The sequence below is a fragment of the Streptomyces sp. NPDC043738 genome, assembly GCF_056436545.1.
This window is the reverse complement of sequence record NZ_JBWKCJ010000001.1, coordinates 489449-504683: the sequence shown is the minus strand read 5'-3', so window position 1 is coordinate 504683 and position 15235 is coordinate 489449. Positions and strand designations below refer to the sequence as shown.

Below are 15235 nucleotides of genomic sequence, written 5' to 3'. Positions count from 1 at the left end.
CTTTCTCGCTTCGGAGTGATGACCAATGCCACTGAAGAACTACGGAGTTCTGGCCTGCCGGGTCGTCGAGCGGCGCCGCGAGGGCGCCCCCGATGAGACCCCGCATTACCAGATGCACCTCACCGACGACGCCGGCACGCATTACCGGGCCGCGGTCAACGTCAAGTCCCAGCAGCGTCCGCCCGATCTGCTCTTCGTGACCGATGAGAACTTCCGCCATCCAGTGACCGGGCAGCTGCCCGCGGCCGGCAGCGGATGGAATCTCCTGGCGTCGCAGCCGGGCACGGCCGGCCTGGACTTCATCCGCGGCAATCTCTTTCCTCCGGACGCGGTACGGTCGCTGCCGCCCGATCTGCCCGGCCTGGACAACGACTTGGAGGACATGCTGGACCACCACGTGGAGAGAGCCATCGCCGACTCGAATACCGAGATCTATCTCTTCGGAGAGCGCTACGGGCCCGAACGCAACGAACCTGACAAGGTGTTCGGTTTCCTGCCCGGCAACGGTGTCCACGAAATTCACATGAACCAGGGCAGCAGCGGACAGTTCCGCTCCAGCAACGGAGTCTGGCAGGACGGCGGGCTGCTGCTGCACTTCCCCGCCGAAGCGCGCTGGGTCGCCGTCTTCCTGGCGTTCCAGTCCCAGGTATGGCACACCGACGAGCGCACCGGCCACCCCCTCACCGCCGCACCGGCACGGCCCGTCACGCGCGACGCCTCGGTGCGCATCCTGGCCGCGTTGGTCAACCCCGCCGGGCAGGCACCCGAGCGCGAGACCGTCACGCTCCTCAACGCCTCCCCGGTCACCATCGACCTCGACGGCTGGCGCCTCGCCGACCAGCAGGACCACCTGCTGCCGCTGCCGGCGCAGCCGCTCACCGCCGGCGCCACCCTCGCTGTCGCGGGTGGCAACGAATTCCAACTCGGCAACCACGGCGGGTCGATCACGCTCCTCGACCCTGCCGGGCTCAAGGTCGACGGCGTCTCGTACACCGAGGAACAGGCCCAGCGCGAGGGCTGGACCGTCTCCTTCTGACATCGGAAGGTGCGTTTCGCGTTTCGTTCGATGCGTTGTGGGTGATCCCGGGGCGGGCGCGCTGGGCCGCACCACGGTGCGCCCGCCGATGCCGCGGGTCCGGTCTCGGCTCGGTCGGCGGCCTCGGGGGCGTCCGGCGCGACGGCGGAGGCGGCAGTGGCTACGGGGGCAGCGGGCACCCGCGCACCCGTCAGGAGACGCACCGTGAAAGTCCTGCAACCCACGCTGGCGAAGGTGCCGTGGATACTCGCGGCGCTGGCCCTCACGATCGGCGTGCTGCTGGACCTCGTCGCGCCCGAGCCGTACACGGGACTCCCGCTGCTGGCCGCCGCACCGCTCGTCGCGGGCGCCACGCTCTCCTTCCGCTCCGCGCTCGCCGTCGTGTGTGTCACCTGCGTGGTCTCGGTGGCGGTGGACATCGAACGCCGACGCCCGGCGACGCCCTTGCTCGTCGATCTGGCCGTCGTCGGCTTGATCGGCGTGCTGGCTCTCGGGGTCAACCGGCTCATAGTGCGGCAGGGGCGGGATCTGGCACTGGCCAGGGATGTCGCGGAGGCGGTCCAGCGGGCGGTGCTCCCGCACCCGCCGAGGCAGGTCGGGCCGCTGGACGTGGCCGCGGGGTATACGGCGGCACAGGCCGAGGCACAGATCGGCGGTGATTTCTACGCGGTGCAGGAGACGCCGTTCGGGGTGCGGATGATCATCGGGGATGTGCGGGGCAAGGGCATCGCGGCGGTCGCCGCCGTGTCGGTGGCGATCGGAGCGTTCCGTCAGGAGGCCGAGTACGCCCCCACCTTGGTCACGCTGGGAGAGCGGATGGACGAGGCGATGGCCAGGGCAGCGGCCCGCGGCGGCCCGGTGACCTCCACGGAGGGCTTCACCACCGCGGTACTGGTCGAGGTGTCCGCCGACGGCGAGGTGCTGAGCCTGGTGAACCGCGGACATCCGCCTCCGTACCTGGTGCACGACGGGCAGTTCGTACGGCTCGACCCGACCGCCCCACAGCTGCCTCTCGGGGTGGGACTCGGCGACATCGCTCCCCCCGGCCCCGTATCCGTCGACACGCTGCGACTGCCGCCCGGCGCCTCCCTGCTGCTGGTCACCGACGGTGTCACCGAGGCGCGGGACAGGCGGGGGGTCTTCTACGACCCGGTCCGCTCAGAACGCCTGCGCAGGTCGTTCAAAGATCCGGAGACGCTGGTCGATGCCCTCACCAAAGACGTCGGCCGCTGGACCGAGGGCGACCGCGAGGACGACATGGCCATCCTGGCCGTCACCCGGCGCCGCCCTTCCCGCCCCACCTGACCGGCGAACGAGCAAGGGTGTCGCCGCAGGGTGTGGGGGCGGGGGCCGCTCGGCACCGGCAGCCCGCCGAAGTCGGGAGAGGAGCAGCCGGCGGCTGGGGCCGGTTTGCCGCCGGACGGACGTGACAGCATGCGGCCATGCCTTTCCCGCACCCCAACGGCGATTACGCGATCACCGCGATGTACTCCGTACCCGATGACGCCTGGTACTTGGAACTGGATCTCGTGGCAGGGCAACGCAATCTCGTGACCGCGATCGTCCCCGACGAGGACCCGGCACGGGAGCCGACGTTGTGTTTCCACCCTCATGAGCCACACCTGGACGTTCCGTACGAGGTCATGCGGTGGTTCATGGACCAGGTCGAGGAAGAGGTCCGCACCTCCCGCGCCTGGATGCGGCTGCGGCCCGAGCTGGTCGAGGTCGTCCACCGCTTGCGGCAGGAGTACCTGGGTGTCATCGACGATGACGAATTTCGTCATGTACTGGCGGAGGTGCGCGCCGCAGTCCCCGAGGCAGACCTCCCCGCCGTTCTCGAGGCCGCCTTCGGACGGAGGCCCGACGGCACCACCGTGGACCAGTGACAGCCGCTCCGGTCGTCAGGCGTCCAAGGGCGCAGAACCAAGGGGGTCTGTACGACCGACCCGTAGCACCTGTTCGGGAGCCCGCTGGTCCTGACCCGGATCCCAGCGGTCCTGCTCCGGATCTCAGCTCGGCGACCGCCACCACGCGCTCCATGTCAACACACGCAGCGTCAGCCGCCCTTCCACTGTGCTGTCTCCATGAATCCCGGCTCCCGCGCACCCTGCCCGTCCCGTCGTGAGTACGAGAGGGCGCGGGCGGCGATACCGACCAGGGCGCCGTGGTCACCGTCCTGCGGAACCGCCCGCGGCACACCCGGCCCGCAGGCCCGGATGGTTCAGGCACATCTGGGCAGCCGCGGTCAGATGTCCTCGGGGTCCAGCTCGAACGTGAAATAGATGCTCAGTGTGTAGGGCTCGTCCTCATCGTGCGTGAAGTCCCATGAGACATCCACCAGGAAGACGTCGTGTTCCCGCACCCACTCATGGGCCTTCCCGAAGGCCTCCGCGGCAGTGGTCGCCGGGAAGAGCTTCCTGGCCATGGGATGCACCTGACTCTCGGCATCCCTGTCGTCGAAACCCTTCGGTACGTCCAGGCAGAGGCCGGGATCGAACTCCATGGACTACGCCCTTCCAGTCGCCTTGCCGCTACGGGTCGCCAGAGGCCGGCCCTCCGAACACGACGCCCGGTAGGACCACCGCATGCCCGCAACGGTTGCTTCTGCCGAACAGCGGCGAGCCGGCAGCCTGGCGGCCTGCCCCACGGCCGCCGAAGGTCGGTCGCCGACAGGCCTACGATCAGCCGGCCGCACCCGAGCCACTTGCGAAGCGGAACCCCAGAGCCCGCATCAACTCCGTCACCAGGTCCTCCGCGAGCGGGTCCGCCTCGGCCGCGAGTACCGCGGCCACCGCGTCCGGATCAGGTGCGCGGCCGGCTTCTCTTGCCCATGCCACCGCGGGCCCGGCCGCCATCGCGTTCCGCTCGATCACCTCCTCTGGAGCTCCGTAGGAGTCCCGCGCCGTCTGCGGTGACAGCACGCATTCCCACCTCTGCCCCTGCGGGCTCGTCGCCTCTACCGCCGCCACATCACTGTCAAACACATGAGCGACGAGCACCGGAGCCCGGGTCTCCTGGACGAGGGAGTCCGCAGGCCTTCCACCGCCATGAAGTTGCACAATCCGCCACAGACCATCCTGGGCGGACCAGCACATCTCGCCGCCCGCCTGGTTCATCGCAGGCAACTCCGTCAGAGGTCTGTCGGTCCGGGCCGTCACGAAAGATCCAAAGAATCCCATGAGCGGAGACCATAGGACCCACCACTGACAGACCCCACGTTCGGACCGTCGCGGCCGGTTCGGACCGTCGGGTCCCGACGGCTCTCCGCCGATCGACGCACCGGCGGAAATTCCCTACCCTGCTGGCCGGAAAGGGCGGAGACTCGTCCCATGACTGACATGGGGTCGTTCCGGGAAGCGGTCACGGCGTGGGCGGCCGGTGGCCCCGGCGACCCCGCGCGCGAGCTGGCCGCGCGACTGCCCGTCCGGGCAGTCGTCCTGCTCGAAGGGCCGAGCGACGCCGCGGCGGTCAGCGCGCTGGCCGCGGGCCGCGGACGGAACCTGGCTGCCGAAGGAGTCTGCGTCCTGCCGATGGGCGGCGCGATGAACGTCGGGCGCTTCGCCCGCCTCCTCGGGCCCCCCGGCCTGGGCCTGCGCCTCACGGGGCTGTGCGACGAGGCGGAGCGTCGCTACTACGCCCGCGGCTTGGAGCGGGCCAGTGCGGCACAGCAGGAGTTCTTCGTCTGCGCGGCGGACCTGGAGGACGAACTCGTCCGCGCGCTGGGCGCAACACGCGTGGCGGAGCTCGTCCGGGCGGAAGGCGAACTGCGCGCCCTGCAGACCTTCCTGCGCCAGCCCGCACAGCAGGACCGCACCCCACAACAGCAGTTGCGGCGCTTCCTCGGCACGAAGAAGGGGCGCAAGATCCACTACGGCCGGGCCCTCGTCGAGGCCCTCGACCCCGACCGCATACCCGCCCCACTCGACGGCCTCCTCACCAGCCTCTGACCGCCGGGCGATGCCCATCTCGGCAGAAGAATCCGGACGGCGAGCCCGGGGTCTCCGCAGCGAGCGGCAACCGCTCGTGCGCGCTTCAGCCACAACGCCTGTCGCTCGCAGCCAAGAACGGCAGCCGCAGCCGCTCCGACCCGGCGCCTGTCTCTCCCCCCGCTACCGTTTTCGTGGCTCCGCAATGGGGCCTCTGGCCTTCGGGTCCGGCATGACTCCCCCTCCTGTTGTTCATGATCCGGGGGTGGTGTCACCGGGTCCCGAGGCATCGACGGACCGCTGATGAGGGGCTTGAGCACCGGCTTCACCCAAGCCGGAAGAGCTCTCCGTAACGTGGATGTGGCAGCTCGGTGCCCAGGCAAGGCCGGACGAGGGCGTGATGCAGGGGCCTGCACGTGATCGACACCGGCGACATCGACGTCTTCCTCGGCTTGGACGTCGGCCAGGGCGAACACCACGCCACCGCCGTCCCACCGGCCGGGAAGAAGGCGTTCGACAAGCGCCTGCCCAACACCGAGCCCAAGCTGCGCGAGCTGTTCGCGAAACTCCAGGCCGAGCACGGAACGGTACTGGTCGTGGGCGGCCAGCCGGCCTCGATCGGGGCCCTGCCGCTGGCGGTCGCCCGGGACATGGGCTGCCCGGTCGCCTATCTGGCCGGGCTGACGATGCGGCGGATCGCCGACCTCTACCCGGGCGAGGCCAAGACCGACGCGAAGGACGCGTTCATCATCGCGGACGCGGCCCGCGCGATGCCACACACGCTGCGGGCGATCGCCGGCGAAGATCGCGCAAGGCAAGCACCACACCCAGGCCCTGCTCCGCCTCGCCAGGCGCCGGGCCGACGTCTTGTACGCGATGCTCCGCGACGGAACCTTCTACGAACCGCAGCGGTCGGCCGCGGTCACCTGCCCTGCGGGTATGCGAGGAGAACGACTCGATCGGCCTCGACGTCGAAGCCGATCACCGGATGACCGGAGTCGCCTTCCGGGTCCATCAGCACCGGCTTGCCCAGCCGCCGCCCGATCTCCCGAAGAAAGCCGCAGAACACATCCAGTCGCTCCTGGCCCTGCAACTCCCGCAGGTCGACGTCGAAGTCGACTTCATCATCGGCATGGAAACGAAAGATCGCCAACACATCGGCAGCCGGCCAGACCCGCAGGGCCGGGCACTCGGCATCCGCCGGACGGGACAGCACGGCCTCCGCCCGAGGCACCGGAAGCACCCTCTCTCCCTCGAAGTACTGGCACTTCCAGCCCTTCTCCACGACCAGATCGAGGACCGCCTGCCAGTCCTCCACCGAGGCATCCGGGACACGCACGTCCGGCAACGACCCCATCAAGTCCGGGTCGAAGAACCGCTTCACGTCATCCCACAGCAGATCAGCCACCCCGCCATGCTGCCCCGGCTCACCGACCCACCGCACCCTCGTTTCCCTTGACCAAAGACATAGGGGCACCCCCCGCCCCCTCCCCCGCCCCCACCACCACCACCGCCACCGCCACCGCCACCGCCACCGCCACCAGAGCAATGAGCAGCTCCGTCGGGCGTACCAGCGCTTACGCTCACGGGATGGAGCGTGACGAGACGACGGCGCATCTGGAGTGGTGGGCCAACCAGCACACCCGCCTGGCCCACATTCCAGTCAGGGTGACGGCCAGCGCCGGCGCGGGCGAGTGGGAGGCCGTGATCTCGCCTCCCCTCGACCACGACGCCTACGAAACCCTGACACAGCTCATCGACGCGGACCCCTGCTTCACCCTTCGCTTCGACGACTCCGCCGTCGAAGTCCAGGCGGAGGACTTCGGCAACGTCAGTCGTCTTCGGCTGGCCGTCATCACCACGTCCTAGACGTCGTTCCGTTGGGACATGCCGCATCCGGCATCATGGTCGGCAGTCACGGGCAAGGCGAGAGGGCGGGTACTGCAGGTGTCTGGGATCGGGCAGCCGGCTCTGACGGAGCTGTGGCAGCAGCAGTGGCCGGACTGCCCTCCCGTGGGTCACCGGCTCCGCGGCTCCTACGGGGACGCCTGGGTGCGCTTTCACAGCCTTCCGGAGTCACAGCGGTACGCGCAGGACGAGAGCGAGTACGCCATCGTCCTGGACCGCTACAACACCGTCCTCGATGAGCTGTTCGCCGGTACGGACGTGTACGTGATCACTCCGGTATGGACGACCGATCCCGACGTCCCACCGCATCAAGCGGACGCCGGTTACTGGCAGAGTCTGCTGGTGACGGACGACGTCGACCCGGAGTTCCGCACCTACTACCACCTCTTCGCCTCCAGGCGGCCCTGGCAGCACGGCTGCATCAATGATCTGCTGCGCGACATCGCCGACGACCAGGTGGCCGATGTCCTGATCACCGACATCCAGCTGCAGCGCATCCACCATCCCTATGACGGTGGCGCTGACGTCTTCCTCGCAACTCCCGAAGAACGGGACGGGATGCGCGACCGTCACGCCGACTGGCTTTCCAGCCACCCGGCCGGCCTCTGACCGGCCGGAGTGCTGTTGCCGCCGCCCCCGGCGGAGCCCGGTTCGAACGACCGGCCGGCGGAGACAGATGGACGCCGGTGCGAGGTCAGCGAGGCAAAGAACTGCTCGCCTTGCGTTCGTAGCGGTGGTGCCGCATGCACAGCCGACAGTACCTCCCGGCCCCGGATTCGGTCGTAGAGCGGTTGTCGGTCAGCCGGTGGCGCCGCGTGCGAGGGAGGCGGGCCCGGGGCGGGTGCTGGTGGGCGCGGTGGTGGGTGTCCTGGGTCGGGGCGGGTTGTCGTTGCGGGCCTGTTCCAGGGCTCGGGTGAGGTGGATGCGGTACCACATCACCTCGTCGAAATCGTCCGCTGTCAGTACGCGCTCGTAGGCCTCCCGGGCCGCTGGTGTTGCGGTGATGGCCGACGCGAGGGTGGGCCTGAGTCGGCGGAGCAGGGAGCGCTCCAGTGGGTTCTCGGCCACCGAGGCCAGTTCTTCCGGGGGGAGTACGGCGGCGATCACCGCTGCGGACTCCCACGGGTCCTCGGTCTGGCCCATCAGCTGGCCGACCCTTCGGCTGCGCCACTGGCGCGCCCGCCGGTCCTGTCCGTTCTCGAGCATCACCCGCATCGCGGTGGGGGTGCTTCCGCGCAGCAGATCTGGTTCCCGGTCGGCGAAGTCGGTGACCTCGGAGGCGAGATAGAGCCAGACCACCGCGCCGTAGCGGTTCACATAGAAACGGACGGGGCCGAAGCAGCCGGCTCGGGTCAGGCGCAGGACGCGGCCGGGGCCGATGCCCATCAGGGCCGCGGCCTCGGTCGTGCCGACCGTGCGGACGCGCTCGCGGAGCGCGTCGGGGAAGCCCGGCTCGGCCTGCAGCCGGGCGACCTCCTCCGCCGGGACCCGGCGCCGGCCGGGTGCTCCGGCGCCGCCCGGCCGGCCGTCGCTGCCGGCGACCGGGATCGTTCGTACTTCTCCGAGCTGGGTGGCGAGCTCGAACTCGCCGGTCCTCAGCTCCAGTTCGCGGGCTGCGCGCCCCATCGCGAGCGTCTGCCGCCCGTCGCACATCACTGTCATGTCGGTTCCCCCGCAACTCGGTCGATCACTGACAGTGACGACCATAGCCGCAGCCAATGACAGTGCGTCAACCTCTCCCGCCGGCCTGTGGATAACTCTCCGGCCGGCGGACCGCGACGCCCAGATGCTCCCCGACGCGATTGACCAGCAGGGCCATCTCGTAGGCGATCTGGCCCAGATCGGCGTCGGCGCCGGCCAGCACGCACAGGCAGCTGCCGTCCCCCGCAGCCGTCACGAACAACACTCCGTCGTCAAACTCGATCATGGTCTGGCGTACCCGCCCGACGCCGAAGTGGAGTGCCGAGCCCTTGGCCAGGCTGTGCAGTCCCGAGGCGACGGCCGCGAGATGCTCGGAGTTCTCCCGCCCCAGCTCCTCGCTCGCGCCGGTCACCAGCCCGTCGTTGGAGAGCACCAACGCGTGCCGTACCTTCTCCACCCGTTTGGTCAGGTCGTCCAGCAGCCAGTCGAGTCCGCTGCTCAATGCCATGTGCCGCTTCCTCCCCGTATCCCCGTCCGCGCGCCCGGCCGGACGGCAGGCGCGCGGTCCGTCCGCAGCCTGCCGTGCCAGCCTGTCCCACCTCCGCCGTCTCGGCAAGCGGCCCTGCGGTCCGGCGCGCCACGCGGCGCGGGTTCGTGCGGCACCGGGAGGATGCCGGTATGGGACACAAGATGAGCAAGGACGAGTGGCGGCGTTTCCTCTCCGAAGGCGCCCGCACCGGCAAACTGGCGACCGTACGGGCCGACGGCGGTCCGCACATCGCCCCCGTGTGGTTCCTGTTGGACGGCGACGACCTGGTGTTCAACACCGGTGCGGAGACCGTCAAGGGCCGCAATCTGGCCCGCGATGGCAGGGTGGCGCTGTGTGTCGACGACGAACGGCCGCCGTTCTCCTTCGCGGTCGTGCAGGGGTCCGCGGAGATCAGCGACGATCTGCCGGAGGTGCGCGACTGGGCGACCCGGATCGCCGCCCGCTACATGGGCGAGGACCGTGCGGAGGAGTACGGCGCCCGCAACGGGGTGCCGGGCGAGGTGGTGGTCCGCGTCAAGATCGACAAGGTGGTCGCCGTCGCGGCGCTCGCGGACTGAGGACCCCCGCGGCACGGGCCGTCCGCCGTCCGCGTCCTGACGGGCCGCCGCTCACCCCACCGGCGCCGGCACCCTGGCGGAGTGCCGGCGCCCGGCGTGCTCGACAAGCCGGACCAGGACCTCCTTGCCCGAGTCGCGATCCCTCGCGTCGCAGAGCACGACGGGGGTGCCGCGGTCCAGGTCCAGCGCGCGGGCGACCTCGTCGGCACCGTAGGACCGCGACTCCGCGAAGCAGTTGACGGCCACCAGGAAGGGGATCGCGCGGCGCTCGAAGTAGTCGACCGCCGGGAAGCAGTCCTGCAGTCGGCGGGTGTCGGCCAGCACCACGGCCCCCAGTGCGCCCTCGGACAGGTCGTCCCACAGGAACCAGAAGCGGTCCTGTCCCGGGGTGCCGAAGAGGTACAGGGAGAGCCCCTGCCTGATGGTGATGCGGCCGAAGTCCATCGCCACCGTGGTGGTGGCCTTCCGCCCTACCGGTCCGGTGTCGTCGACCGCCTCGCCCGCCGCGGTGAGCCCTTCCTCGGTGCGCAGTGGGCGGATCTCGCTCACCGCCCCCACCAGGGTGGTCTTGCCCGCGCCGAAGCCGCCCGCGACTAAGATCTTCAGGGTCAACTCGGGGTCGGGGACCGGGGCTGCGCCGTCCGGGGCCCCAAGTGCGGCGTTCATCGGCCGTCTCCTCCAGGATGCAGGTCCTGCGCGTCACGGGGTATACGGATGCATGGCTCGACGAGGGGAGCCTGGCGGCGGCAGAGCGCCGCGCGAATCCATGGCGAGGACCGTACCCGGCGCCGACGGGGATTTCCGCCCGTTCGCCAAAGCCGTCGTCTTCTTCGATCAAGAATCCCACCGACCCTGATTTCCATGGTAGTTGGGTCGTACGTTCGTTCCCCGCGACGGTGGCCCATGGGAGATCATGTCTCCATGACGCAACAACAGGAACGTGAGGAGCTCGGACCGGCCGCCGCGAACACCTCGGCCGGCTCCGTGGAACGCAACGGCATCGATCCGGTGCCGGACAGCGAGCGGCACGGCACGCCCCGGTCCCTGTTCTGGCCGTGGGCCGCATCCGGGCTGTCGCTGCTGTGCATCGCCTACGGGATCTACCTGATGGGCCTCGGCCTCAGCCCCTGGCAGGCGGTCGCCACCGGGGCCCTCGGCTATGTGCTCTCGTTCCTGCTGGTCGGACTGGTCTCGGTCGCCGGTGCCCGTACGGGCGCGCCCACCATGGCGATCGGCCGGGCGTCCTTCGGGCTACAGGGCAACAAGCTGCCCACTTTATTCAGTTATGTCTCCAACGTCGGATGGGAGACCGTGCTCGTCGCGCTCTCCTCCCTGGGCGGCGCGGTGATCCTGGCACGGGTCGCGCCCGGCACCTTCGCCCAGGCCGACGGGCGGACGCCGACCACGGCGGCGCAGGCGGTCTGCTTCGCGGTGACGGCGATCGCGGTGGTGGTCGTCGGCATCTACGGACACGCACTGATCATGAAGGTGCAGAAGTATCTGACCTGGGCCATCACCGTACTGACCGTGGTGTACATGGTGCTGATGGCCGACCGCGTCGAGTGGTCCGCCCTGGGGGACGGCCGCTCGGGCGACCTCGGCACGTTCGTCGGCGGCGTGGTGTTCGCGATGACGCTCCTGGGGCTGGGCTGGGTCAACTGCGGCGCGGACTACAGCCGTTATCTGCCGCGTACGAGCAGCGGGCGGGCGATCACCGGGTGGACCACGCTGGGCGGGGTGCTGCCGCCCCTGGTGCTGCTGGTCTTCGGCGTGCTGCTGAACGCCGGTGATCCCAAGCTCGCCGAGGCCGCGGCCGCCGACCCGGTGGGCGCCCTCGCGGCGGAGCTGCCGACCTGGTTCCTGGTGCCGTATCTGCTCACCGCCATCGGGGGCTTCGCCTCCGGTGCGATCATGGACATCTACAGCTCGGGCATGTCGATGCTGGCGCTGGGCATCCCCGTCCGCCGGCACCTCGCGGTCCTGGTGGACGGTGTGCTGATGGCCGTCGGCGGCTGGTACGTGCTGTTCGTCTCGCCCAGCTTCTTCGCCACGTTCCAGGCGTTCCTGTCGATCATCGGGGTGGCGATGGCCGCCTGGACGGCGGTCTTCCTGGTGGAGCAGTGGCGCCGTCGCCACACCGGTTTCGACCTGCGAAACGTACGGTCCCTGGGCTGGCCGGCGGTGCTCTCGCTGATCGTCGCCACCGCCGTCGGGCTGGGCCTGATCACCTCGGCGGACCCCCACATCGCCCGGGCCGTAGGCTTCCTGCTGACCGACAGCGCCGCGAAGGGCACGCTGGGCGCCATGAACCTCGGCGTCGTGGTGGCGCTGGCCGTCGCCGGCGTCCTGTACGCCGTCACCGCACCCCTCGCCGCCCGGCGCACCCCGCCCGAAGGAACACCATGACCGACCACCACGCCGACCGGCCGCACGAGGTCCGGGCGTTCTTCGCGGCCCGCGCCGCCGGCTGGGACGCCAAGTTCCCCGACGACGGTCCCGCCTATGCGGCGGGCGTCGGGGAACTGGGCCTGCAGGCGGGCGACCGGGTGCTGGACGCCGGCTGCGGCACCGGGCGTGCGCTGCCCGCGCTGCGGGAGGCGGTGGGCCCGCGCGGCGCGGTGCTGGGCGCGGACCTCACCCCCGAGATGCTGCGGGCCGCCGTACGTGCCGGGCGCGGCCGGCATGCGGCGCTGCTGCTCGCGGACGCGGCCCGGCTGCCGCTGCCCGCGGCCTCCCTGGACGCGGTCTTCGCCGCCGGCCTGATCTCCCATCTGCCGGACTCGGCCGGCGGGCTCGGCGAACTGGCCAGGGTCGTATGCCCCGGTGGCCGGCTCGCCCTCTTCCACCCCATCGGGCGGGCCGCCCTCGCCGCGCGCAAGGGCCGCCCGCTCACGCCCGACGACCTGCGGGCCGAGCCGAATCTGCGTCCACTCCTGGCCGGGAGCGGCTGGGACCTGACCCGGTACGAGGACAAGGACGACCGCTATCTGGCGCTGGCGGTCCGCCGGGGCTGAGCCCGGCCACCGGGCCGTGGTTCAGGACGCCGCCGGGTCCTCTCCGTGGGGGACCGGGCAGCCGCCGGTGCGGCGGGGGGCGGGGAAGGTGCCCAGTTCGGCCACCCGGAAGCCGTTCGGATAGCCCTTGATCTCGGGATTCTGGCGGGCGTAGTGCGGGGTGCGGCGGGGCGGCAGCAGCCGTACGGCCCTGGCGCGCAGCTTCAGGGCGCCGCGTACGGCCCTCTGGACCGCCGGTTTGGGCCGGTCGTAGCGGAAGGCGGTCAGCAGCGTGTCGTCCAGGAGGGCCTTGCTCGCGCCGCGCACCACCGGGGCGAGCGGGCCGTACCAGCCCGCCATCAGGTCCAAGGTGGCGTCCGACACCCGTCGGGCGCCCTCGTCCCAGCCGAAGTGCGCCGCCTCGTAGGCGTCGAGGAACCGCTCGAAGTCCTCGTAGGTCTGCGGGAGTTCGGCGATGCCCATATGGCTGCCGAGGGTGCGGTAGTAGGCGGCGACGGCACGCAGTTCATGCTGGGTCAGGCACCGCCAGCCGTACGCGTCGAGCCAGCGCTTGGGGGTCACCACGAAGGTGCACAGGACATAGCGCATGTCGTCGTTGGTGATGTCGTAGCGGCGGTGCATCTGGTTGATACGGCGGATCGCCGTCCGGCCGTCCTCGCCGTCGAAGCCGTGCTCCAGGACGGCGTCCAGTAGGAGGGCGGTGTCGTCATAGCGCTTCTGGGTGCGGTCCGTCAGTTCGGCCGTCCGTGCCAGTAACCGGCCGATGCTGGGCACGGCGTAGGTGCGGTACAGCGCGAGTTCCAGGGCCCTGGTGATGTCCCAGGGAAACTCGTGCGTCGCGATGATGCGGTAGATCCGCAGGAAGTCGCGCTCCGGGTCGAGCCGCCGGATCTCCTTGAGCCAGTCGTAGCGCCGCACCTGGCACCTGTCCCTTCGGTCGCCGAAAGGGCAATTTTAGGGGTGGGCAGGGGGGTTGAAGGATGGCGACGGCCGCCAGATGCGGCGGCGCATGGCCGGATTCCGACGTCTCAGGAGCCCGGTTCCGTCGCCTCAGGAGTCCGGTTCCGACATCTCAGGAGCCCGGTTCCGTGGTTCCGTGGTTCCGGGGCCTCAGGAGACCGCCGTGGGGTCCGCCACGGCCAGCGCCCGCCGCACCGGCATACCGGTGCGCCCGGCCAGCGCCAGCCGCTCACGGACCTCGCGCGGGGTGCGCGGGCGGTAGCCGGGGCCCGTACCGCAGCAGCCGCCGTGGAACGTCAGGCCCGCGCGCAGTACCGCCTCCAGAGCGCGCCAGCCCGTCACGTCCCGGCGCTTGGGGACCGCCAGGTCGGCGCCCGCGTCGATCAGCTCGCCGCGGCACTGCGGGCAGTGTCCGGGGCCGGGCCCGGTCGGCGTCTTCTTCCACGCGGTCCGGCAGCTCAGGCACACGAAGTGCATCCGGCGGCTGTAGAAACACATAGGCGCAGCGTAGGGCTGGTGACAAGCCGCCACCAACCCCATTAGGGTGCGCCGACGTACTGAGCCACGGACCGGGATGGGGAGGCCTCGTGCCCACGACCGAGAGCGCCGACAACGACCAGTTGTTCGTGCTGACGGCGGTGCTGCTGACGCCCGCGCAGTTCCCGAGCGTGCTCGGTGACGACTACCCCGAGGTGTGCGCGGGTCTCGGCCTCGAGCCGTACGCGGAGGGCTATGGGCTGGTCCTCGGCCAGGACGGCTCCGGCGCGCGCTGGACGGTGGCGACGGAGGACGTGTCGCTGGTGGCCTGTGCGATCGCGGCCTGGGACTGCGGCATGGAGTACGACCTCTCGCCCGGGGAGAGCAGCATCGTCGCGGCGCTGCCCGGTTGGCCGCTGGCCCTGGCCGTGTCGGCGCCGGGCGTGCCGCAGCCGCACGATCCCCCGCCGGAGGAGGGTGATCCGGCGCCGCTCGCACCGCCGGACGCCGCGGAGTGGGGGCCCGCCCAGCGGCGGCTCGGTGCGGACGAGATCGCGATGCAGTGGGCGGCGTGGCGCGAGCAGGTGGACGGCGACGTCAGCTTCGCCGCACCGGGGGACGAGGCCCACGAGGGCGTGCGGCGGGTGCTGAAGGAGGCCCGTGGCTATGTGGCCGATCCGCCGCCTCCGGGCCGGGTGCGGTCGTCGTTCGCGGCCGGGGAGGCCCGTACGCTGCGGGTCGACGGTCCCGGCTGGAGCATGGTCGCGCGCACCGACGACATCGCGTTCGTGCTGCTGGACGAGGAGCCGGGCGAGGTGCACCCCGTGGGCCGGGGGCCCGAACTGCCGGGCCTGCTGGCGTCGCTCGACGAATTGGCGGCGCGGCCGGTCTGAGCGCTGCCGCCCGGGCCCCCGCGGTCCGCGGCGGGGGCCCGTCGGCTCAGCGGCCGAGCTGCTTGCGGCCGACCCGGCGCAGGCGGCGGCGCTGGGAGGAGTCGAGGGTCAGATACGCGACGGCCGGGACGCCGACCATGACCAATACGGCCGCCCAGAAGGGCAGCAGCCACAGCAGGATCACTCCCACCGCAATGCCGCCGATCGCGACCTTCGCCTGTGTGGACATCCTTCACGCCCCTTTCGCGGCGCCCGCCGCACTCTGTGTACTCC

Annotated in this window: 19 protein-coding genes and 1 pseudogene; 11 read left to right on the top strand and 9 right to left on the bottom strand. The window is 70.8% G+C overall.

The window, feature by feature from the left end:
* Positions 1–25 precede the first annotated feature (25 nt).
* From AC0680_RS02210 to AC0680_RS02200, 3 genes are all read left to right on the top strand, one after another.
* The gene (locus AC0680_RS02210) at positions 26–1036 is read left to right on the top strand and encodes a DUF2278 family protein (protein WP_478624183.1); all 1011 of its coding nucleotides are present in this window, start codon (positions 26–28) and stop codon (positions 1034–1036) included.
* Between the two features lie 204 nt (positions 1037–1240).
* A complete protein-coding gene (locus tag AC0680_RS02205) occupies positions 1241–2341 on the top strand; it encodes a PP2C family protein-serine/threonine phosphatase (RefSeq protein ID WP_478624182.1) in 1101 nt (366 codons plus the stop codon).
* Between the two features lie 137 nt (positions 2342–2478).
* The gene (locus AC0680_RS02200; RefSeq protein ID WP_478624180.1) at positions 2479–2922 is read left to right on the top strand and encodes a hypothetical protein; all 444 of its coding nucleotides are present in this window, start codon (positions 2479–2481) and stop codon (positions 2920–2922) included.
* 359 nt (positions 2923–3281) lie between these two features.
* Here AC0680_RS02200 and AC0680_RS02195 read toward each other — a convergent pair whose 3' ends face one another.
* Complete coding sequence (locus tag AC0680_RS02195; protein WP_478624179.1) at positions 3282–3539, bottom strand: hypothetical protein; 258 nt, start codon at positions 3537–3539, stop codon at positions 3282–3284.
* Positions 3540–3717: 178 nt separating this feature from the next.
* Positions 3718–3957 carry a hypothetical protein gene (locus AC0680_RS02190; protein ID WP_478624177.1) on the bottom strand — a complete coding sequence of 80 codons (240 nt, stop codon included), beginning with the start codon at positions 3955–3957 and terminating at the stop codon, positions 3718–3720.
* Between the two features lie 408 nt (positions 3958–4365).
* Between AC0680_RS02190 and AC0680_RS02185 the strand changes: the two genes are divergently transcribed.
* Positions 4366–4983 carry a TOPRIM nucleotidyl transferase/hydrolase domain-containing protein gene (locus AC0680_RS02185; protein WP_478624175.1) on the top strand — a complete coding sequence of 206 codons (618 nt, stop codon included), beginning with the start codon at positions 4366–4368 and terminating at the stop codon, positions 4981–4983.
* A gap of 398 nt (positions 4984–5381) precedes the next feature.
* Positions 5382–5756: pseudogene (locus AC0680_RS02180) on the top strand (IS110 family transposase); the annotation flags it as partial.
* Between the two features lie 128 nt (positions 5757–5884).
* Here AC0680_RS02180 and AC0680_RS02175 read toward each other — a convergent pair.
* Positions 5885–6370: a hypothetical protein gene (locus tag AC0680_RS02175; protein ID WP_478624173.1), complete on the bottom strand. Its 486-nt coding sequence runs from the start codon at positions 6368–6370 to the stop codon at positions 5885–5887.
* A gap of 47 nt (positions 6371–6417) precedes the next feature.
* On the opposite strand from AC0680_RS02175, the gene AC0680_RS02170 reads away from it, so the two are divergent.
* Both AC0680_RS02170 and AC0680_RS02165 read left to right on the top strand, forming a co-directional pair.
* Entirely contained in the window at positions 6418–6831 is a 414-nt protein-coding gene (locus tag AC0680_RS02170) for a hypothetical protein (RefSeq protein WP_478624172.1), read from the top strand.
* 78 nt (positions 6832–6909) lie between these two features.
* The gene (locus tag AC0680_RS02165) at positions 6910–7479 is read left to right on the top strand and encodes a DUF3885 domain-containing protein (protein ID WP_478624170.1); all 570 of its coding nucleotides are present in this window, start codon (positions 6910–6912) and stop codon (positions 7477–7479) included.
* A 189-nt stretch (positions 7480–7668) separates the two neighbouring features.
* Here the strand turns inward: AC0680_RS02165 and AC0680_RS02160 are convergent, their stop codons facing one another.
* Positions 7669–8532 carry a DUF6397 family protein gene (locus tag AC0680_RS02160; protein WP_478624168.1) on the bottom strand — a complete coding sequence of 288 codons (864 nt, stop codon included), beginning with the start codon at positions 8530–8532 and terminating at the stop codon, positions 7669–7671.
* Between the two features lie 67 nt (positions 8533–8599).
* A complete protein-coding gene (locus AC0680_RS02155) occupies positions 8600–9019 on the bottom strand; it encodes a roadblock/LC7 domain-containing protein (protein WP_478624166.1) in 420 nt (139 codons plus the stop codon).
* Positions 9020–9189: 170 nt separating this feature from the next.
* Between AC0680_RS02155 and AC0680_RS02150 the strand changes: the two genes are divergently transcribed.
* Positions 9190–9618 (top strand): PPOX class F420-dependent oxidoreductase, encoded by a 429-nt coding sequence (locus AC0680_RS02150; RefSeq protein WP_393491550.1) that lies wholly within the window; start codon positions 9190–9192, stop codon positions 9616–9618.
* A 51-nt stretch (positions 9619–9669) separates the two neighbouring features.
* Here the strand turns inward: AC0680_RS02150 and AC0680_RS02145 are convergent, their stop codons facing one another.
* Complete coding sequence (locus AC0680_RS02145; RefSeq protein WP_384429253.1) at positions 9670–10284, bottom strand: GTP-binding protein; 615 nt, start codon at positions 10282–10284, stop codon at positions 9670–9672.
* Positions 10285–10539: 255 nt separating this feature from the next.
* Here AC0680_RS02145 and AC0680_RS02140 point away from each other — a divergent pair, with 255 nt between their 5' ends.
* Together AC0680_RS02140 and AC0680_RS02135 are read left to right on the top strand one after the other, a co-directional pair.
* Positions 10540–12024: a purine-cytosine permease family protein gene (locus AC0680_RS02140; RefSeq protein ID WP_478624163.1), complete on the top strand. Its 1485-nt coding sequence runs from the start codon at positions 10540–10542 to the stop codon at positions 12022–12024.
* The gene (locus AC0680_RS02135; RefSeq protein WP_478624162.1) at positions 12021–12632 is read left to right on the top strand and encodes a class I SAM-dependent methyltransferase; all 612 of its coding nucleotides are present in this window, start codon (positions 12021–12023) and stop codon (positions 12630–12632) included. Before AC0680_RS02140 ends, AC0680_RS02135 begins: the two co-directional genes overlap by 4 nt.
* Positions 12633–12653: 21 nt before the next feature.
* Here AC0680_RS02135 and AC0680_RS02130 read toward each other — a convergent pair whose 3' ends face one another.
* Positions 12654–13550: an oxygenase MpaB family protein gene (locus AC0680_RS02130; RefSeq protein ID WP_478624161.1), complete on the bottom strand. Its 897-nt coding sequence runs from the start codon at positions 13548–13550 to the stop codon at positions 12654–12656.
* Between the two features lie 192 nt (positions 13551–13742).
* Positions 13743–14090, bottom strand: a complete 348-nt coding sequence (locus tag AC0680_RS02125) for a hypothetical protein (RefSeq protein ID WP_478624159.1) — start codon at positions 14088–14090, stop codon at positions 13743–13745.
* An 89-nt stretch (positions 14091–14179) separates the two neighbouring features.
* Here AC0680_RS02125 and AC0680_RS02120 point away from each other — a divergent pair, with 89 nt between their 5' ends.
* On the top strand, positions 14180–14962 hold the full coding sequence (locus AC0680_RS02120) for a hypothetical protein (protein WP_478624158.1): 783 nt from the start codon (positions 14180–14182) through the stop codon (positions 14960–14962).
* A 46-nt stretch (positions 14963–15008) separates the two neighbouring features.
* Here AC0680_RS02120 and AC0680_RS02115 read toward each other — a convergent pair whose 3' ends face one another.
* Complete coding sequence (locus AC0680_RS02115) at positions 15009–15191, bottom strand: hypothetical protein (protein ID WP_478624156.1); 183 nt, start codon at positions 15189–15191, stop codon at positions 15009–15011.
* Positions 15192–15235: the final 44 nt, after the last annotated feature.